Raw genomic sequence first — 19,213 nt, 5'->3', positions numbered from 1 at the left:
GCTTCCGCACCGGTCACTTGCTGCGCGTCGATCCAAGAGCCGGCGGCAGATCCGGGTCTTCAAACGACTTGTCGCGGGATTTGGTCTTGGACCCCGTCTCGTTGTTGCCCGAACGGAGCAGTCGCATGGACACCGCGAAGCTTTCTCCGTAGGACAGCCGAGCGGCATCCTTGACGGGCACGGCAAAGGTCACAGCAACTTTCTCGGCAACACCTTCGATCGCGGCCTCACCAGCACCCTGGTTGCCCTGGACGTCGATGTCGGGTGCAGCTTTGCCCACCGCTACGACTTCGGCGTTGGAGACGAGAACACCGGCAACGTTGTAGGGGATATCGGCCCTGCGGTAGTCCTGGCCGCCGGGCTCGTCGTCGCGTTCACGGGCAAAGGCGGCGACGACATCGACGACATCGCCGGGCTGGACGCGGCCGTTGATGCCGGCTGCGGCGTCAAAGCTGATGGTGACTTCGCGCTCCCCGTCTTCGAGTGCCGAAACAGGAGTCAGTGAGTCTGTCTGCAGGATCGAGCCCTTTGTGATGTCGGTTCGCGCTTTCTGTCCCGCCAGCTGGTCAAGCGAGGTGACCATGAGCGAGGTCACGTACTTTTCCGGCATCTCGATCTTTTCGACGTCTTCCTCAGGGTTGATCGTCTGGTAGGTGTCGATGTCGGCGGCCGCTTTGTAAACAGTTACGCGGGGCCCGACCTCGGCGTTGACGGATCCGACGTAGGCGACTACGCCGAGGAAAACAGCGATTGCGCCGATGGCGGCGATGACGAGGGTGATGACGCCGCGACGCTGGCGAGGATTCATGCGAACTGTCCTTTGAGGGTGGAGCGCGGGATGGGATGGGCGGCGGTTCCCGGTGCAGAGCAGTAGCTGCAGACATCGCTGAGTGTCGAAAGCTGACACCAGGGGCAGGTGCGCGCTTTCTGCTTCACCGCGGCGATGACCGGTGAGATGTCCGCGGGCACCGCGACGATTTCGACAGCGTCGTGCGGGCCCCACCATTCCGATTGGGCTTCTGTCAGCTGAGGGTGGGCCGCGTACTGTGCCGGTGCCGCGATTCGACAGAATTCGTCGAGAAGTGTTCGGCACGCGCCGGCCTCATCCTGCGGCACCGTCGAATGAAGTGCCATGTTGTGCAGGGCGAAGCCGCCTGCTGCGCTTGAGGGGATTCCCTTGCGGCCGAAGGTTTTTACGCTGCCGTTCAGCTCTGCGATGGCGGTCCGGGAGGGGAGGATCCCCGCGAGATGCTGCCAAATATTGGGGTTGGGGCGTTTGAGGCCGCCCGGTTTGCCCGTGATGACGAAGTTCCGAGCGGCGCGCTCAATTTCCCGGAGCACGGCCACTATGAGGCCCGGATCGTGTGCCGGTGCCAGCTGACGCGCGAAATCTGCCAAGCACGCGCGGCCCAGGGGACCCAGGCCGCTGGAAACTGCGATCAGCTCGGAATCGGCGCGGGCTGCACGCGCCTGGCCGATGAGCAGTTCTCCGCTTCGATCACTGGCGTCGAGGATGAACAGCGGCAGGTTTGCGCCTGCGCGCTTGATTGCGGCAGCAGCGCTTTCAATAGTCCCGTCAAAACTCCAGACGTTTTCAGGAAGCAGGACCCGGTGATCAGTCACGGAACATCTCCCTCTTTTTGAAATGCTGACGTATGTCGAAGTTAAGGACATTAGCTGAAAGCTGTTGAGCGGTGATACGGGACACAGTAGTCACCGAAAAATCACGAACCTGAGTCTAAGGTGCAGTACTCGGCGCTTCAAGACCCAGGGGGCTGGACCCGGTGGGCCGGACCCGCGGGCGCAGAAGCGGGGTTTCACGGGCTGTTAGAAGGAAGTGGACGGTGTTCACTCAGAGTGAGACTTCCCCGGCAAACCCGCTTGGGTGAGCACTTCTGGTCCACTTGCGGCGCCCAGGTCCCGCTTGAGTCCAAATGGGCCTGAAATAGAGCTGGGGGTCCCAGGGGGTTCAGGGCTGTCCATCTGACCTCGCTGAGTGTGAGCAGCGCAGGAACAACTACGGCAGGCGGAGTAAATGATGGTAGCTTTGAGAGTGTCCGAGCCGTTGCGCAAAGGCCTGTTGTTCGGCCTGGAAGCGGGTAAGGAGAGTCTCTGATGCGTTTGAGGATCGCGGCTTCTGTTTGTTTGGCATCACTGCTGGTACTGTCAGGCTGCTCACTCGGGGGTGACTCAGAGGATGGTGCAGACGGGCACAGGGCCGACAGGCCGAAGTCTTCACAGCAGCCAGTTGACGACAGCGGCTATTTCAGCGATCCGCAGCTTGCGGGCATCGCCTCGGTTGACTTCTCAGTCCCGCACGGCGGTGCCGACGGCGATATCATGACGAAGTCGCGCGCCCGTATTCTGTCCCTCGACAAAGACGGGGACACTGTCCGGCTAGTCGGAGCGTGGCTGCGGTCATCCGACGGACCTTCCGCAGGTTCTGAGATTCTGGCGGCCGGGCGGAAGCCCTTTATTCAGTCGCCCTGGATTCGCCTGGTGGATGAAGAAGGCGGCAAGCTCTACGAGCCGCTGCAGGAAGCCGATGTTGAACCGGGATCCTACGATCGCAAAGACGCGTGCCTGTGTTCTCGCACCATGAGCAGAACCCACTTCGAGCCGCGGGAAGACGCAATCGAACTGTTCTGGGTTGATTTTCCCGCCCCCGAGTCCAAAGAGGTTCGCGTGATGATGGGCGAACACGCGTTGCCGACAACAGCCCTTCCGATCAGCTCGGGCACTCCCTTTGCCAACCCGGTCCCTGACAAAGCCGAATTCAAAGAAGCTCCACCTGAGCAGTACGGCAGCGAGGATGCGCAGCGGGCTGTGCTGCCTTTGCAGGAGACCATCAAGAACGTCACGGGATCTCGGCAGACGCACGAAGGTGATCAGCTTCAGCTGTCCGTGACTTCAGATGTTCTGTTTGACTTCGATTCCAGCAAAATCACCGCAGAGGGCGACAAGGTCCTCGGCGAAGCAGCGAAGACGCTGCGCGAAACTGCCGCGGGCCAGACGGTGACGATTGTCGGGCACACAGATGACCAAGGCGAAGAAGACTACAATCAGAAGCTGTCCGAAGAGCGAGCCGAATCAGTCGAAAAGGCCATCGGGAAGCAGCTTGACGGTGCGGACATCACCTTGAAGACAGAAGGACGGGGCGAAAAGCAGCCGCTGGTTCCGAACAGAACTGCCGAGGGCGATCCGATTGAGGAGAACCGCAAGCAGAACCGCCGGGTGTCCTTTGACTACAAGCCAAGTGACGGAGCCGATGCGAAAATCGATGCCGGGCAGAAGCTTCCCAACGCCCCCAGGATGAAAGAAACCGAAACAGCCGATGGCGCTGAAGCCTCGGCGCTTCTGAAGCAGCCGAACAGGGACCCGGGCACTGACCTGCGCATCGACGTTCGCGGGCTGGAGGCAGACGGCCGGTATGCGCGCCTTGACTACGCCTTCGCGCCGGCAGAGGGCGATCCGAAATCCGCGCCCGCTCTGTTCATCGGGAACAGCATGGTGAACAAATCCCTGCATTTCGGTCTCAACGCCTACGGCTATGGTGGTGCGCCTTCCGGCAGCAATGTGTCTTTGATTGACGAAGACACCGGTGAGCAGTTCCTGCCGGTCACCGGCGGAGATGCCGATTGCCTGTGCACCGAAGGTGTGGCCACAGTGGATCGACTCTTCGCGGAGCCTGCGCCGATGTATTCAATGTTCCCGGCCGAGGTTCTCAACCGTAAGAACCTGACTCTGCGCATTGCCAACAGCGGCACGTGGCCGCTGCCGATCGAAGACATTCTTCGCGGCGAGCAGGAATGAGGCTGTTCGGCAGGCTGCAGCCCGCAGTGATTGCGGCTCTGGCAGTCATCGGAATTGCGAGCGGAGCAATCATCCCTGTTGCCCCGCAGCTTGGCTTCGGTGCGCAGGCCGCGGCGTGTGAAACGCTCGGCTCGTGTCGTACATCTGAAGCTATGACGAACGCGTGTGCTGTTAACACGAACGCCATCGTCAGCGGCCAGACCAGCACGCCGGTCTACTACGAGCAGACCGGCGGCAAGGGTCTGCGGTATTTTGCCGACGGCACTGCGGCGGTCACCGGAGACAGCGGCGACGGCCTGCAGCTGCACCGGTTCTCCACAGCCCGCGGTGCTCTGCGTTGGCTTGTCGGCCGCAATCAGGCTGAACTACAGGCTGCGGACCGCGTGTGGGGCCCAGGTGTGTCAGGCCCGACGCATGCAGTATTCCAAGCCCTCGACAAAGTGGGTCTCGGTTCCCAGACTCAGTCGAGCGACACCTCGGACGTGGCTCGATCAGATGACGGAAACGTTGTGGTCAGCGAAAGGCGCGACGGCGGCTATACCGCTGTGCAGGCTGTCGAATTCCCGCACGCCGCAGGTGCGCGATTGACTGGGCTCGCCCAGTGGGTGGGAATCGATCACCACGTTGTCATCAGCACCGGCTACGGGGAAGACGGCGCTCCGGTCAGCCTGACCCTGTACGGGCCTGCCCGGGAAGGATGGGACCTGCGAGTCCTCACCGGCACCAGCCCCTCGGTGGGCAAGATGAATGCGGAAGGCATTGACGGGCGCAGATTCGCGATGCGCTCGTACACGCTCGATCTGACTGTAGAGAAGAATGTTCGCGCGTTCGAGGCCGCGATGCCGGGCGTGCGCAGCGTTGGCGGGCAGCGTTTCCGTGCGCTTCCGAACCGCGAATACCGTGCGGCTGAGTCAGCACGCAAGGACCGCCCACGCTTCGCCACGGACCTGCTTGCGCGCCAGTTGCGGTCAGAGGCCGTGCTCGTCGAAACCGAATACAACAACCCGGGGGGAGGTCCGCTGACGGTGCAGGACACCCTCGTGCTGGCCACGGGAGTGCCGACGCAGGCCGGTGCCGAAAAGTTCAATCCGCGCCTCAAGAAGGGACAGGCGATGGATTTGAAGCGCCCCGAAGACAGCATCGAGCCCTTTGTGAACTGTGAGCCCGACGACGGGTCTGTCGACGAAGCGAAGTGACGGCATTGCGCCTATTTCCGTCTATTGTCATTTTCGCCGCAGCCTTTCATCTGGTCGGCCTGCTCGCGGCTCTTGCCCTCAGCCTCATGACTGTTCCGACGGTCTCTGCCCTGCTGGGGGCTGGTGCGGCATCGGCACTCGTGCTCATCTGTTCGCTGGTTCTGCACGCGTGCATTGACGGCGCATTCACAGTTGCGATCCGCAGGCTGTCAGCTTCGCGTCTCACGTGCGCGGTCAATCTCTTGGCGGCTCATGTGGTGATCGTGCTCATCGGCACTGGGCTGGCTTATGCAGCCAGTTCGCGCTGGGCGGTCGAGGCTGAACATTCCATCTATGTGCAAGCTGCCTTTATGTTCGGTTGGTCGGTGCTGTCCGTGCTCTGCGGCATGGCTCTTGCAGCTGTGTGGCCTAGGGTCGAGTACAGGCTCGACCGCAGGGCAGCGGGCTTCCATCAGCGCAGGAGGACACGTCGATGACCGAATCTCGTCCCGGGGCCTTCAGCCGCTGGCTCTCGACCCGCCGACTGTTTGCCGATCCAGCGCACTCAACACCCCGCGGTTGGGTGCTGTGTGCGGTCGCAACAGCAGTGCTTTCAGCTGTGATGTGGCTGTGCGTGGGCTCGGGCGACGGCTGGCACCGGCTGGCCGTGGTGCTGTTCGCTCTGGCTGTTCCGCTTTTGATCTGGGTGGATCTTGTGGAGCGTCGACTGCCCGATGTTGTTGTCATTCCCCTTGCGCTGGTGGTGTTCGCTGCCAGCTGCGTCGCTGCGGTCATGGACAGTACGGGCGACCGGATGATTCAGGCGTGTCTCGGGGCAGTTCTGCTGAGCGCCGTTTTCTTCGCAATGTTCGTTTTTGCGCCAGCGTCCTTGGGCTTCGGCGACGTTAAACTTGCGGTGGCCATCGGGCTTCTTGTCGGCTGGTACGGGTGGCGCGTGGTGGTTCTGACCTTGGTTCTCACGCTTGTAATCGGGGTTGTGCACGGTCTGGTGGTCGCGGTGGCCAAACGCAGGTTCAAGAACGTGCATATTGCCTTCGGACCGTCGATGCTTGTTGCAGCACTCCTAGTCTGCGTGCTCGCTGGTGCTTCTATGTGAGCCAGCTGGGCCTCACGGTGGGCCCCTGTGCCGTTCTGCTTGTGGGACTCTTGCTCTATTGTGTCGTCCATGACAGTCCTTTCACCGTTGTCGCGCCGCTCTTCAGACGAGCGGTGCCGTTCTCTGAAGAGCTGGAGCGAGCGCGGCATTGCCTCCGTCGAGTACATGGCGACTGCCCTGATCGCCTCTGCGATCATCTCGGTGCTCGTTGCTGTGCCGGTTTCGTCGCAGCCGACAGTGACCAAGGGATTCCAGGACGGAATCTGCAATATCTTCGGCGGAGAATGCGGCGGTGAAGGCTCCGGCGAGGGCGGTGAATCAGCTCCTGAAGCGCAGAATCCCAATGACGCTGTGCCCGCCTGCACGGTATCCCGTGCATCACAGTCCGGCAGCATTACCGGCAAAGCCGGCGTATGGGAGCTCGGCGGAGGCTGGGCGCTGCAGCACGACGTCAACAGCGAGGGCAAACACACCATGACTTTGACCTCGGCAGTAGAAGGCGGTGCCGGCAAGGGTGTCGACGTCGGCACGGAAATCAAGGGCACGGACGCAGAAGCCGCACTCGAAGCTGAAGCCAAGATCAACATCGGCTTCGAACAGGGCGATACCTGGGAGGTTGACAACGAAGCTGAAGCCGGGGATCTGGAAGAGCAGCTGCGTGACTGGGTCTACTACAACATGGCTGACGACGCGACGTTCGGCTTCGGCGGTCGACTGTTTGCCGGACTGACCAATGGTCCGACGCCGCCGCGGGATCCTGATTCCAAGAGCTACACGGGCGAAATCAGCGGCAATGCCAATGTCAGTGGGAACCTGGGCTTTGATATTGCAGAAGCTCTGGAGACCAAGATCGGCGGCCAGTTCGGCAGCGGGTTCAACGGCCAGTTCGGCGTCGAGACAAACCAGGACGGCAGCTACAGCATTTCGCTGGACACCGGCTACGGACGTGAATTCGGGGCAAACGCTGACGTAAAGGCAGACATACCGAACTCGCTGCCCGGGCTCCCGGACGACCAGACGCCTAAGACAGTCGGGGGCGAAGCTCGCAATGACCTCAAGCGCAAACAGTCCATCACCTATAAGTTCGACGAGAACCACGAACTGGTCGGCCTCAAGGTCCGCCAGGCGAAGACCAGTGGAAACAAGTTCAAAGTGAACGGCAAGAGCGACGAGTCAGGTGGTGCCACAGACTCGCACGAGAACGACAACTTCAGCTTCGGCCTCGGCGGCGACGCAGTCACCGAAGAGTGGTACGACATGGACATGGACTTCTCGCAGATGACCGAAGAGGACAGAAACGCTGCGTTTGACCGCATCACCAAGAACCCTAAGCCCGTCAACCTGGCAGACATGATGAAGAACGGGCCCGGCGAAGGCAAGGGCGAGAACGCCATCTACAACAACAGCCAACTGTCGCGGAACGTCTACGAAGTGGATAAGAAGCTCATCGGCGATTCCTTCGATTTCGGTGTGATCGGCGGAGAGGCCAGCGGCGAGGAAACCGGCTACCGCCTGGTCAAATCCGAGTATGCTGAGGCTATACGGGAAGGCAAGCGCAATGTCCAGGACAACGCGGACTGTCTGAAATAACCGAAAGGACACCCGGCTTGAAACCAGCACTGAAGAAGACCGCTCTGACCTGCGCGGCAGCAGCTCTCACGCTGTCGATGGCCGCCTGCGGCAGTTCAGAATCCCCACAGGGGAAGCAGGAGTCGGGCGGTGCTTCTCAGATCCAGGGACAGAATAAGGGCGGCATGCAGGACGTAATGCTCGGTCAAGTCAGCCTCAAAGTTCCCGAAGGCTGGGTGAAGAGCCCCGAAGAGGACTTTGACGGGGACTGGACCGAAGGCTACGACGATTCCGCTGACAGCCCTACGATCCGCGTCCGCATGGCACCTGAGATCAATGACTCGCCTCACCCGGACGTTGTCGAGGCCGAGCTGGCCACGCGCGCACAGGTCGGGGGTTTCTATGGGTCAGACTGGAAGGGCGGTAAGCGGCAGAAAGCTGAAATCCCCGGGGCCTTCCGAGGTTTCACTGCCGATTTCACCTATGTGTCTGACAGCGATTCGCCAATGCGCGGCCGCTGGATCCTCATGACTGATCCGCAGACCTACAAGGTTGTGACCATCGAAATCGCCGGCCAGGAAAAGACGCTCGACGAGGACCTCCTGAAGGAAATTGCCGATTCGGTTGAACTCAAACCGGGGAAGTGAGCCATGGACATAATCCGCGCGTGGGTCGTCGGCGCAGCTGTTTTTATTGCGATTGACTTCGTCTTGGGCTTGATTCTGCCGTTCGGGTCGCTGATGTTCCTCAACCTTCTCAGCCCCCTCCTAGCCGGTGTCGCCGCGGCTGCTGTGCACCTGTGGTCGGGTGAAGGCGGGTGGATCCGCCACGCTGTCGCCGTTCTTGGTGTGCCCGTTCTCCTGTCGGTCTACTACGCGCTGTTCACGCCGTGGAACCTGTCGACGGGAGTGCTGATGGACATTGCGACCGGTGCTGTGTTCGTGCTCGCTGCGGCACTCGGCGCGCTGCTTGTGCACCTGGTGCAGCGTTTCGTGCTCCGCCCGGCATGAGGCGCCGTTCGCACCGCATGAATCGCCTGTCACGAAGGCAGCACCATGAGCAGTGATCTCATGCAGGTCCTGCTGTCTGCCGGGGGCGGTTTCCTCGCGATTGTGGCGCTGCTTGTGCTCTGCGCAGTCATCGTGTATCGCCTGTCACCCGGCAGAGCGCCGATCGGCTTGCGCTCCGATGCTGTTGACGGCGTGGTTCGCGTAGTTCGTGTGCGGCGGGATACACGCAGATTCCGCACGGTGGGCGATGTCGCTGACAGCCGTTTGAACTCTGTGTGCATTGATGTCGACACTCCGCACGGTGTGCAGCGCTACGAGGATCAGCCCGTCCGTCCCAAGAACCTGCCAGGCCCCATTCGCGGGCAGGTGTACAGCTGGAAGAAGTGGCTGGAGGACAACAACTTCAACATTGACGATGACGAGGCTCGAATGCGAGCAGGGCAGGCAATCGACAACGGCGGCTATGAGTTCGAGCTTGCGAAACCGCTGCCGGTGAAGGTCGTGCCGCCGCGCAAAGCGAACACCCGCATCAAATGGAAGCTTGTGTAAACGGGGCAGAACTTGCCGTCGCGAGCGTAGGGTTGAAGCTGCAAACAGATTGCACGCTACTGAAAGAGGACGCATGTTCAACGCTCTTGCGCGCACCGCTGGCCGTTTGGCCATCGCTCCGCTGTTCGTCGTCAACGGCATCGCTGCCGTCAAGGAGCCGGGACCCCGACCCCAGATGGCAGGGCCGACTCTCGACGTTATGCGGGAGTACATTCCGCTGATCCCTAAGGACGATGAGCTTGCTGTGCGCATCAACGGCGGTATCCAGGCTGCGGCCGGTGTGACGCTGGGTCTGGGGCTTTTGCCGAAGACCTCGGCGGCGCTGCTCGCCGGCTCGCTGATTCCCACAACGGTTGCAGGCCACGCCTTCTGGAAGGAAGAAGACGAAGGCCAGAGGGCCAATCAGAAGACTCAGTTCTACAAGAACGCGGCCATTATCGGCGGCCTGCTCGCGGTCGTGGGATCGAAGAAATAAGACACCGTCCGCCGGGGCCTTCTGCAGGCCGCTGTCTTAAGCGAACTCTGCCCGCTAGGGGAATATAGAGGCAAAATCGCAGTCTTCGGCTCTATATCCCCCTAGACGGCAGAAGTGCTGACCCGGTGCGGGCATAAAAAAGTGGGCCCCGTGGGGATCGAACCCACGACCCACGGATTAAAAGTCCGTTGCTCTACCAACTGAGCTAGAGGCCCGCGCACATGCGCCTCATCAGTTTATCCCGCGGGGCGGTAAGGCTCAAATCACCGGTGGCGGCCCACGCGTGGCCGACCGCAGCTGCTTGTATGTGCCGCGGATTCAGATGTTCTGCTGACAGCCCCGAACTGCCTCTCCTCATCGCCATGACGTGCTTGTTCCACCGGATTGCAGACAGAGCGGTGTTGAACACGTCGACCCCGCAGCGTCGGGCGGCACTGCGAGAAAGCGACAGACGAGCCCACACGGACTCGGGAATGCGGCGCTGCAGAGAACCTCCTGCGAAAGGCGCCAGACCGAACGCCAAGAGGGTTACAGTGCAGGCAAAGACTGCTGTCCCGGCACCAACAGCATGTGCCGCAATCACGAGCCCGAACACCGCTGCAAGCGTCAGAATGAGGGCCGCCAACTCTGCTCACCGCCTCCGACCTGAAATGATCGCGCTTCCGGGCCCGACCAGCTTCCTGAAGGCCGAGCATAGGCCCGTTGTCTGCCCGGAGACAATAAGAATGCGGGGGTGGAAGGAGGACTAGATCCTTCCACCCCCGCGGGAGATGAGCCGTCCAAAGGGAGAACCTACCCAGAAACTCCTCGGTGAACGCCTCAGACTGTGTGGTTCAGACCCTGTGGGCCTGCTAGAAGCCGTCCGCCTGCACCGTCAACAAGCGGAGCAGGCGGGCTGTTTCAGCCGCAGATCATCCGAACCGACCGGAGATGTAGTTCTGCGTTTCTTCCTTGTCCGGGTTGGAGAAGATATCCGATGTTTGGTTGAACTCAATGAGCTTGCCGGGCTTGCCGGTGCCCGCGATGTTGAAGAACGCGGTCTTGTCCGAAACGCGGGCGGCCTGCTGCATGTTGTGGGTGACGATAACGACGGTGAATTCGTCCTTGAGGGTGTTGATGAGGTCCTCAATGGCCAGTGTGGAGATCGGGTCAAGAGCTGAACACGGTTCGTCCATCAGCAGGACTTCCGGTTCGACGGCGATTGCGCGTGCAATGCACAGACGCTGCTGCTGACCACCGGAAAGGCCCGAACCGGGCTTATCCAGACGGTCTTTGACTTCTTCCCACAGGTTCGAGCCGCGCAGCGCACGTTCGGCGAGGTCGTCGGCTTCGGACTTCGAAAGCTTGTTGTTGTTCAGGCGAACTCCGGCAAGCACGTTTTCTTTGATCGACATGGTGGGGAAGGGGTTGGCCTTCTGGAACACCATGCCGACTTCGCGGCGCACGTTGACGGGGTCAACGCCGGGGCCGTAGATGTCTTTGCCGTCCATTTTGACAGAGCCCTGCACGCTGGCGCCGGGGATGACTTCGTGCATGCGGTTCAGCGTGCGCAGCACGGTGGACTTACCGCAGCCCGAAGGCCCGATGAACGCGGTGACGGACTTCGGTTCGATGGTCATGGACACGCCTTCGACAGCGCGGAAGTCGCCGTAGAAGATGTTGAGATCTTCGATGTCGATCTGCTTGGACACGTTTCCTCCAAAAATCTGTTTCGGCTTGTGCCGTTTCCCCGGCAGGCGGGGTGCCGACTGAGCTCACGAGGTGGAAGCCGGCTTTAAGTCTTGTCTGTTGTGCTGGTCGGTCAGCGGCCGGCCTTGGGGGCCAGAACCTTTGCCATGATGCGCGCGCCGAGGTTGAGCACCATCACGATGATGATGAGCACGAGGGCTGCCGCCCATGCGCGGTCAACCGAAGCGATTGCTGCGCTGCCCGGTGCGGTCGGTCGGGTCACGGAGTCGTAGATGAACGTCGGCAGGGTGGACATCCAGCCGGAGAACACGTTCCAGTTGACGCTCGCCGCGAAGCCGGCGGTCACCATGATCGGTGCTGTTTCGCCGATGACGCGGGCAATGGCGATGGTGATGCCGGAGAGGATGCCCGAAATCGCGGTGGGCAGGACGATCTTGACGATTGTCTTCCACTTGGGAACGCCGAGCGCGTAGGAGGCTTCGCGAAGGTCGTGGGGGACCAGGCGAAGGATCTCTTCGGTGTTGCGCACGACGACCGGGATCATGAGCACAGACAGGGCCACGGACGCTGCTATACCCGATTTCGCTGCTGTGAGGCTGTCGGGTGCGACGAGTCCGATGACGGTCGAGAACAGGGAGAAGGCGAACAGACCGGCGACGATCGACGGGATGCCCGTCATGACGTCGACGAAGAACGTGATCGAACGGCCAAGTGCACCGGCCTTTTTGCCGCCTGAGTATTCCACCAGGTAGACGGCGCACATGATGCCGATCGGAATCGAGATCAGTGCCGCAAACAGCGTGATGAGCAGGGTGCCGATGATGGCGTGGTAGAAGCCGCCCAGCAGGTCGCCCTGTCCTGCGGCGAAGTCCTTGTCGTAGACGCCCTTCATGCCTTCCATGGAGCGGGACAGGAGGGTGGAGTTTTCGACAATGACCGGTCCGCCTTTTTCAATCGACATCCACAGAAGCGAGATGAGCGGAATGAGGGCCAGCGCGAAGGACGAGGTCACGAGTGTTGTAGCGGCGCGGTCTACAGCTTTGCGGCGGCCTTCAACCGACCACGACCATCCGACGATCACGGCCAGGTTGATGACGCCGGCGAGAAACGCGGCGAGCGGAATGTTGAAGCCGTGGGCGATGACGAGTGTGAGAACAATCGCCAGAATGATGGAGCCTGCGGCAACGTACAGCGGTGCGCGCTTGGGCAGTCGCTTGGTCACCAGGTGCGATGCACCGCGGGTCTTGTCAGCGGTTCGTGTTTGCGTGTTCATCACTGCCCCTTCACGGTCGTGCGAGCGACGATCCAGCGTGCCGTCATGTTGACCACCAGCGTGATGGCGAACAGGACCAGCCCGATCGAGATGAGTTCAGAGAGTCGCAGACCTGCGGCCTCTGGGAAGTTGTGGGCGATTTCGGCTGCGATCGTCTGGTTGCCCGACAGGAGCAGCGAAACGATCAGCCCACCGGACGACAGGACCATGGCAACGGCCATTGTTTCGCCGAGTGCACGGCCGAGTCCCAGCATGACGGCGGATACGATGCCGGATACGCCGAAGGGCAGAACTGCCATGCGGATCATTTCCCAACGGGTTGCGCCCAGGGCCAGTGCGGCTTCTTCCTGCAGACGCGGGGTCTGGAGGAACACTTCGCGGACCAGCGAGGTGATGATCGGAAGAATCATGATCGACAGAACGAAGCTTGCGGTCAGAAGCGTACGGCCCGTCTGGGAAATTGCGCCGTCGGCGTCGGGGGCGAAGATCGGAATCCATCCGAGGTACTTGGCAAGCCAGGTGTAGAGGCCTACGAGGTTGCCCGACAGTGCCAGGCCCCACAGGCCGTAGACGACGGAGGGAATGGCCGCCAGCAGGTCAATCGTGTAGCCGAGGAACGGTGCGAGTTTGCGCGGGGCCATGTGCGTGGTGAACAGCGCAATGCCGATTGCGAAGGGGGTTGCGAGGATCAGCGAGATGACGGCTGAGATGAGTGTGCCGATGATGAGCGGGAAGACGTAGGGCAAAAAGCCGCGCCCGCCGCTGATCTGCGAGGGGTCGTCGAACGATGCTTTGATGGTGTCCGTTGACTGAAGAAGCAGGAAGAACGCAACTCCGGCGAGAATCGCAAGGATCAAGACGCCAGCGCTGAGCGCTGCGGCCGAGAAGATGCGGTCGCCGGGGCGCACAACCGTGCGGGATTTCTTCGATTCCGGAGCAGAGGCTTGTGTGTCTGCTGCAGTAGACAAGAGAGCTCCTGTGGTGTGGGTAGGTAATTCAAGGGACTGTGCGGCTGTTCGGAGTCCGTCCCGAACAGCCGCACAGCCCTGATGCTCAGTCTGAGAAAGCCTCAGACCGGCGTGAGATCACTTCTTGACTTCGATCTTTTCGATGACTTCGGTGACCTTGTCGCGCATGTCAGCCGAGATCGGTGCCGAACCTGCGCTCTCGGCTGCCGACTTCTGGCCTTCTTCGCTGACGACGAAGCTTTCCCACGCCTTGACGAGGTCGACCTTCTCCTGGCTGTCGTAGCTCGAGCACACGATGTGGTACGACACGAGGACGATCGGGTAGGCGCCGGCCTCTTCGGTGTCGCGTTCGAGTTCAACGGCGATGTCGCCTTCGCCGCGGCCTTCGGCGACGGGGGATGCGTCAACAACCTTGGCTGCTGCTTCGGGGGTGTATTCCACGAAGTCGTCGCCGACCTTGATCTTGGCGGTGCCCAGGTCGTCGGAGACAGCGGAAGCGTCTGCGTAGCCGATTGCGCCGTCGGTTTCAGTCACGAGCGAGACAACGCCGTCGGTGCCCTGTGCGGCTTCGCCACCGGCTTCCTTCGGGAACTCTTCGGCTGCTTCGTCCTTCCAGTCATCGCCGGCTGCCTTGTTGAGGTAGTCGGTGAAGTTCTTGGTGGTGCCCGATTCGTCGGAGCGGTGGACGGCCGTGATCTTGGTGTCAGGCAGGTCTGCGTCCGGGTTGAGGTCGGCGATGGCCTTGTCGTTCCACTTGGTGATCTTGCCTGCGAAGATCTTCGCAGCGGTGGAAGCGTCGAGGTTGAGTTCGTCAACGCCTTCGAGGTTGTAGGCAATGGCGATCGGCGAAATGTAGACGGGGAATTCGAAGGCTCCGCCGTCACCGCAGACCTTTTCGGCCTGCTTGATTTCTTCGTCGTCCATGAAGGCGTCCGAACCGGCGAAGTCAGCCTTGCCGGCCAGGAACTGCTTGCGGCCTGCGCCGGAGCCGTCGGGCGAGTAGTTGACGGTTGCGCCGGAGTTCTGTCCGGTGAAGTCAGTGGTCCAAGACTGGATGGCAGCCTTCTGCGAGGATGCTCCGATGCCGACGAGTTCGCCGGAGACCTGTTCTCCGCCTTCGTTGCTGTTCTGGGATTCTCCAGTGGCGGAGCCTCCGCCGCAGGCGGACAGGGTGATGGCAGCTGCGGCGAATGCGGCTGCGGCAGGTGCGAGGCGTGTGAGCTTCACAAGAGTGCCTTTCTTTCGAGGTCACAGGGTAGGTTTTCCCTCAGTGCTCTTCAAAAGTTAGGCACCTCGTGTAACGTCCAGGAACTTTTAAGGTTAACGGAAGGTGAACCTCTGTGCGGGCGCGGTGTTCCCCGCCACATAAGGGCTTTCAAGCGACTATTGTGCCCGTCTGCATCTGCTGTTTGGTCGGTTCGAGCCGGTCGGTCGGACAGTCGTTCTCAGGAGTCGATCGGGCGGAAGCGCTCGAAGTCGACAATCTTCGGAATGGATCCCGGCCGCACGTAGGCCACGAGGATTTCGCCCGGGCTGAGATACGGGTCTTTCTGTGGAAGCTTCTCGGCCAGGCCGGGGACGCAGTATTCGGCAACGACTTCCAGGAAGGTCGGCAGCACCGGCCTGTGTGAGCAGACAGCCGTCGTCTGGCCGCGCGCAAACACTTTCTTGAGCACCTTGACGGTCTTCTCGGGCTTGTGGGTGTTGGCTTTTTCCGACAGCCAGCGGTTGGTTGCGATCTTCAGTCCGCGCCCGGCGGAAAACGGCTTGAGAGATGCGGTGCACCGCTTCCACGGACTGGACAGCAGGCGGGGGATGTTCCAAGCGCCCAGAAGTCCCGTCAGCGCCATCGACTGACGGGTGCCGATGGCCAGCAGCGGCCGCAGCGCCTCGGTTTCGTGCCATTTGGAGCGGGGAAATGCCTTTGCGTGGCGGACGATGATGAACTGCCAGGCTCGCAGCGAACCGGTCGAGTAGGCGAGTTTGAGCTTTTCGAGCTGTTCGCGGTCCGCGTGTCGGGAGACTTTTTTGATGGCCTGGTCTATGGGCAGCCAGCGGCCCTCGTCGACTTCTTTGGGGTTGGCGGCCATCGGCATTTGGGTGGTCGTGATTTCAGCGGACCAGTACTTGACGTGCTTGGTGAGCTTTTTGCCCACCGTGTAGCGGGCGTCTGGCAGCGGCAGGCCCAAATGGACGATGTAGCCTGTCTCTTCTCGGACTTCCCTCACCGCGGCTTCGGGCAGTGTTTCGCCCTTGTCGACTTTCCCCTTGGGGAAGGACCAGTCTTTGTGCTTGGGCCGGTGAATGAGCAGGACTTCCAGCTGGCCGGTGAAGTCGCGCCACAGAACCGCGCCTGCGGCAAAAACATCGGCGCTGATCCTGGCGGATTCGCCCGCGTTGGCTACCGGAGTGGGACTCACGGGCGCTCTCCTGGACGACGGCGGTAGTCGGCGATGGTCAGTTCCTGGTAGTTGGAGAGCTTCTCACCGTCGGGTGAGCGGTCGATGTGCCTCCACACTCCCGCAGGCCCCAGGACGAAGCACTCCGTTGCCGGGTCGAAAGCCCGGACGAACAGGGCGTCGATCTTTTTGATGTGCTCGGGGGACTTGAGCTCGACGAGCGCTTCGACGCGCCGGTCGAGGTTGCGGTGCATGAGGTCAGCCGAGCCGATCCACATTTCGGTGTTCCCCTCGTTGAGGAACGAGAATACCCTGGAGTGCTCAAGGTAGCGGCCGAGGACGGAGCGCACCTCGATGTTTTCACTCAGCCCTTTGATTCCGGGTCGGATAGCGCAGATGCCGCGCACGAACATCTGGCATTGAACACCGGCCCGGCTGGCCAGGTAGAGGGCGTCGATGATTGCTTCGTCGACGATCGAATTGACCTTGATGCGGATCCGGGCGGGTTTGCCCGCACGGGCGTTTTCGGTTTCGCGGTTGATCAGGTGCAGAAGGCTGGTGCGCACGGACTGCGGGGCGACCACGAGCCGCTGGTAGTCCGAGCGGGGCGAATAGCCGGAGAGCTTGTTGAACAGCTTCGAGAGGTCTTCGCCCAGAGCCGGATCGCGTGAAAGCAGGCCGAAGTCTTCGTAGCCGCGAGCGGTTTTGGGGTGGTAGTTTCCTGTGCCCACGTGTGAGTAGCGCACCAGGCCGTCGGATTCCTGCCGCACCACCAGGCACAGTTTGGCGTGGGTCTTCAGCCCCACGAGTCCGTAGACCACGTGCACTCCGGCGCGTTCGAGTTTGCGCGCCCAGGAGATATTGGCCTCTTCGTCGAAGCGGGCCTTGATCTCAACGACTGCCAGAACCTGTTTGCCCGCGTGGGCGGCTTCTATGAGTGCGTCGACGATCGGGGAGTCTCCCGATGTGCGGTACAGGGTCTGCTTGATCGCCAGCACGTGAGGGTCGGCGGCTGCCTGTTCGATGAAGGCCTGCACGGATGTGGAAAACGAATCGTAGGGGTGGTGCAGGAGGATTTCGCGTTCGGCGGTCGCTTCGAAAACGTCGACCTGGTCGGCGGTTTCCGTGGGTGCGAGGTCGCGGTTCATGCGCGGGACTGCCCGGGGGAAGTGCAGGTCATCGCGGGGGATATCGGCAATGACCGACAGTCCCGTGAGGTCGAGTGGGCCGTCGAGCTCGATGATTTCGGAATCGGCGAGGTCGAGTTCGTCCTGCAGCAGGGCGCGCACGCGCGGATGGATGTCGTGGGTGACTTCCAGGCGGACCGGAGGGCCGAAGCGGCGGCGGCTGAGTTCTTTTTCCAGGGCCTTCAGGAGGTTTTCGGCTTCGTCCTCTTCGACCTCCATGTCTTCGTTGCGGGTGACGCGGAAAAGCGAATAGCCGATGACCTCCATGCCTTCGAAAAGCGTGTCGAGTTTTGTGGCGATAAGGTCTTCGATCGCGACGAAGCGGGCGGGGTGTGCCTGAGAGACCAGCCGGTTGCCGTCGGGGGATTCCGACACGTTGATGAACCGGGGAAGCAGGCCGGGAACCTTGAGACGGGCAAAGCTCTCTGATCCCGTGGCGGGGTTGCGCAGCAGAATGCCGAGGTTGAGCGACAGCCCCGAAATATAGGGGAATGGGTGAGCTGGGTCGACTGCCAGGGGAGTGAGGACGGGGAAGACCCGCTTGCGGTAGAAGCGGTCAATGTGCTTGCGTTCGCGCGCACTGAGTTCGTCCATGGACACAAAGTGAATGCCCTGGCCGGCCAGTTTGGGTTTGATGTCGTCGAGAAAAAGTCGCGTGTGGCGTTTGGCCAATGCCCGTGAGTGCTTGTTGACGGAGCGCATAACAGCCCGCGGCTGGGCGCCGGTGACAGACGGCACGGCCAGGCCGGTGGCAATGCGGCGTTTGAGGCCGGCCACGCGGACCATGAAGAACTCATCGAGGTTGGACGCAAATATCGACAGGAAGTTCACCCGCTCCAGAAGCGGGGTTTCAGCGTCGTCTGCCATGCTCAGCACGCGCTCGTTGAACGCCAGCCAGGACAGTTCGCGGTCGAGGTAGCGATCGCGCGGCTCAGGGAGGTCGTGCTTCTTCCCGCTGGCGGCGACGTCGTACATCAGCCTTCTCCCTGCGTCTTGTCGGAAGAGTCCTCAGCGGACGGCGGGGCGTAGCTGATGTGCTCAATGCGGTGTGTGAAGCCCAAACGGTCGTACAGGCCGAGGGCCTTGTCGTTGTCGTCTTCTACGTACAGTTCGAGCATTCGCGCGCCGCGTCGGTCGATCATGTCGCGCATACCGGCGACCATGAGCGCATTTCCAATGCCCTTCGCGTGCACCTCCGGGTCAACCGCAATGACGTAGACCTCGCCCACAATCAGGCCCGAGGCGTGATTGTGGTGCATTTTGGTGTCGTGGAAGCCGATGACGCGGCCGTCCTGTTCGGCGATGATGACATCCCGCGGGTCGAAATCGGCGCTGCGGGTGCGCTTGCGGATGTCGTCAAGGGTCTGGTCGGCCTGCTCCGGGTGCCAGGAGAACGCGGCATTGTTGATGTCCCGCCACGGCTGTTCGTCAGCGGTTTCAAAAGTGCGCAGCGAAACACCCGGCGGCAGATCCAGCGGCGGCAGTTCGAGATCTTCAGTGCGCGGGGTCTGCAGCTGCAGAAGGGTGCGCTGCGGCGTGTAACCGTATTCGGCGGCAAGTGCTGCGGCCGCCGGGTGGTTTCCGTGCGACCACGCCCACGTGGTGTGCGGACTGCCCTCAGCCCGCAGGCGCTCCAGCAGCTCAGTCCACAGCCTCTTGCCCAGCCCCCGGCCCCGGAAGTCGGGGTGGATGGTGAACTCGACGGCACCTCGGGAACCCAGCCCCGTGGCAATGCCGAAGCCGACGACGGTCGAACCGTCAGCCAGCGCGACGGCGGTCGTGTCGGTGGCATCGGCCGCATCGAGAACGCCGTCTGACAGCGGGGGAACACCGTCTGCCCGCTGCGCTTGCGCGAGGAGCTCGCGGACGCTTCCGTCGACGCGGGCGGGAGAGTGAATATCCCAAGACACAGCAGCAGCCACCTTTCGCGGCGATCGGGTTTCCGTCTTCGCGGCACACAGTATATCGGCGCGGACGCCTGCAGACGCG

18 protein-coding genes and 1 tRNA gene are annotated in these 19,213 nt (G+C 61.7%); 9 read left to right on the top strand and 10 right to left on the bottom strand.

Going from position 1 to position 19,213, the window contains the following annotated elements; genetic code table 11:
- Positions 1-13: 13 nt before the first annotated feature.
- Together cpaB and HMPREF3162_RS08235 are read right to left on the bottom strand one after the other, a co-directional pair.
- Positions 14-808, bottom strand: a complete 795-nt coding sequence (gene cpaB, locus HMPREF3162_RS08240) for a Flp pilus assembly protein CpaB (protein WP_070574943.1) — start codon at positions 806-808, stop codon at positions 14-16.
- Entirely contained in the window at positions 805-1,623 is an 819-nt protein-coding gene (locus tag HMPREF3162_RS08235; protein ID WP_070574940.1) for a hypothetical protein, read from the bottom strand. Before HMPREF3162_RS08235 ends, cpaB begins: the two co-directional genes overlap by 4 nt.
- A 492-nt stretch (positions 1,624-2,115) precedes the next feature.
- Here HMPREF3162_RS08235 and HMPREF3162_RS08230 point away from each other — a divergent pair, with 492 nt between their 5' ends.
- The 9 genes from HMPREF3162_RS08230 (at position 2,116) to HMPREF3162_RS08190 (ending at position 9,708) form a co-directional block, all read left to right on the top strand.
- Positions 2,116-3,813 carry an OmpA family protein gene (locus HMPREF3162_RS08230; RefSeq protein ID WP_083318959.1) on the top strand — a complete coding sequence of 566 codons (1,698 nt, stop codon included), beginning with the start codon at positions 2,116-2,118 and terminating at the stop codon, positions 3,811-3,813.
- Positions 3,810-5,009 (top strand): hypothetical protein, encoded by a 1,200-nt coding sequence (locus HMPREF3162_RS08225; RefSeq protein WP_070777565.1) that lies wholly within the window; start codon positions 3,810-3,812, stop codon positions 5,007-5,009. Before HMPREF3162_RS08230 ends, HMPREF3162_RS08225 begins: the two co-directional genes overlap by 4 nt.
- 86 nt (positions 5,010-5,095) lie before the next feature.
- Entirely contained in the window at positions 5,096-5,485 is a 390-nt protein-coding gene (locus tag HMPREF3162_RS08220; RefSeq protein WP_141750222.1) for a hypothetical protein, read from the top strand.
- Positions 5,482-6,105: a prepilin peptidase gene (locus HMPREF3162_RS08215; protein WP_070574926.1), complete on the top strand. Its 624-nt coding sequence runs from the start codon at positions 5,482-5,484 to the stop codon at positions 6,103-6,105. The genes HMPREF3162_RS08220 and HMPREF3162_RS08215 overlap by 4 nt, the downstream gene beginning before the upstream one ends.
- Positions 6,106-6,174: 69 nt before the next feature.
- Positions 6,175-7,695, top strand: coding sequence for a hypothetical protein (locus tag HMPREF3162_RS08210; protein ID WP_141759567.1), 1,521 nt, complete (start codon positions 6,175-6,177; stop codon positions 7,693-7,695).
- 17 nt (positions 7,696-7,712) lie between these two features.
- A complete protein-coding gene (locus tag HMPREF3162_RS08205) occupies positions 7,713-8,321 on the top strand; it encodes a hypothetical protein (RefSeq protein ID WP_070777563.1) in 609 nt (202 codons plus the stop codon).
- Positions 8,322-8,324: 3 nt separating this feature from the next.
- Positions 8,325-8,684, top strand: a complete 360-nt coding sequence (locus HMPREF3162_RS08200) for a hypothetical protein (protein WP_070777562.1) — start codon at positions 8,325-8,327, stop codon at positions 8,682-8,684.
- A gap of 45 nt (positions 8,685-8,729) precedes the next feature.
- Positions 8,730-9,233, top strand: coding sequence for a hypothetical protein (locus HMPREF3162_RS08195; RefSeq protein WP_070777561.1), 504 nt, complete (start codon positions 8,730-8,732; stop codon positions 9,231-9,233).
- Positions 9,234-9,306: 73 nt separating this feature from the next.
- Positions 9,307-9,708, top strand: coding sequence for a DoxX family protein (locus tag HMPREF3162_RS08190; RefSeq protein ID WP_070777560.1), 402 nt, complete (start codon positions 9,307-9,309; stop codon positions 9,706-9,708).
- 142 nt (positions 9,709-9,850) lie between these two features.
- On the opposite strand, the gene HMPREF3162_RS08185 is transcribed toward HMPREF3162_RS08190, so the two are convergent.
- From HMPREF3162_RS08185 to mshD, 8 genes are all read right to left on the bottom strand, one after another.
- Positions 9,851-9,923, bottom strand: a tRNA-Lys gene (locus HMPREF3162_RS08185).
- Positions 9,924-10,619: 696 nt separating this feature from the next.
- Positions 10,620-11,399 (bottom strand): phosphate ABC transporter ATP-binding protein PstB, encoded by a 780-nt coding sequence (gene pstB / locus HMPREF3162_RS08175; RefSeq protein WP_070574904.1) that lies wholly within the window; start codon positions 11,397-11,399, stop codon positions 10,620-10,622.
- A gap of 110 nt (positions 11,400-11,509) precedes the next feature.
- Positions 11,510-12,670 (bottom strand): phosphate ABC transporter permease PstA, encoded by a 1,161-nt coding sequence (gene pstA / locus HMPREF3162_RS08170; protein WP_070574901.1) that lies wholly within the window; start codon positions 12,668-12,670, stop codon positions 11,510-11,512.
- Positions 12,670-13,638, bottom strand: coding sequence for a phosphate ABC transporter permease subunit PstC (gene pstC / locus HMPREF3162_RS08165; RefSeq protein ID WP_070574899.1), 969 nt, complete (start codon positions 13,636-13,638; stop codon positions 12,670-12,672). Before pstC ends, pstA begins: the two co-directional genes overlap by 1 nt.
- Positions 13,639-13,755: 117 nt before the next feature.
- Positions 13,756-14,865 (bottom strand): phosphate ABC transporter substrate-binding protein PstS, encoded by a 1,110-nt coding sequence (gene pstS, locus HMPREF3162_RS08160; RefSeq protein WP_070574896.1) that lies wholly within the window; start codon positions 14,863-14,865, stop codon positions 13,756-13,758.
- Positions 14,866-15,083: 218 nt separating this feature from the next.
- The gene (locus HMPREF3162_RS08155) at positions 15,084-16,058 is read right to left on the bottom strand and encodes an NUDIX hydrolase (protein WP_070574894.1); all 975 of its coding nucleotides are present in this window, start codon (positions 16,056-16,058) and stop codon (positions 15,084-15,086) included.
- A complete protein-coding gene (locus HMPREF3162_RS08150) occupies positions 16,055-18,199 on the bottom strand; it encodes an RNA degradosome polyphosphate kinase (protein WP_070574891.1) in 2,145 nt (714 codons plus the stop codon). Before HMPREF3162_RS08150 ends, HMPREF3162_RS08155 begins: the two co-directional genes overlap by 4 nt.
- Positions 18,199-19,134, bottom strand: a complete 936-nt coding sequence (mshD, locus tag HMPREF3162_RS08145) for a mycothiol synthase (protein ID WP_176745910.1) — start codon at positions 19,132-19,134, stop codon at positions 18,199-18,201. The genes HMPREF3162_RS08150 and mshD overlap by 1 nt, the downstream gene beginning before the upstream one ends.
- Positions 19,135-19,213: the final 79 nt, after the last annotated feature.

The organism is Brevibacterium sp. HMSC07C04, assembly GCF_001815905.1.
Taxonomy (GTDB): domain Bacteria; phylum Actinomycetota; class Actinomycetes; order Actinomycetales; family Brevibacteriaceae; genus Brevibacterium.
The sequence above is the reverse complement of the archived record's forward strand: the minus strand, read 5'-3'. Positions and strand labels throughout refer to the sequence as shown.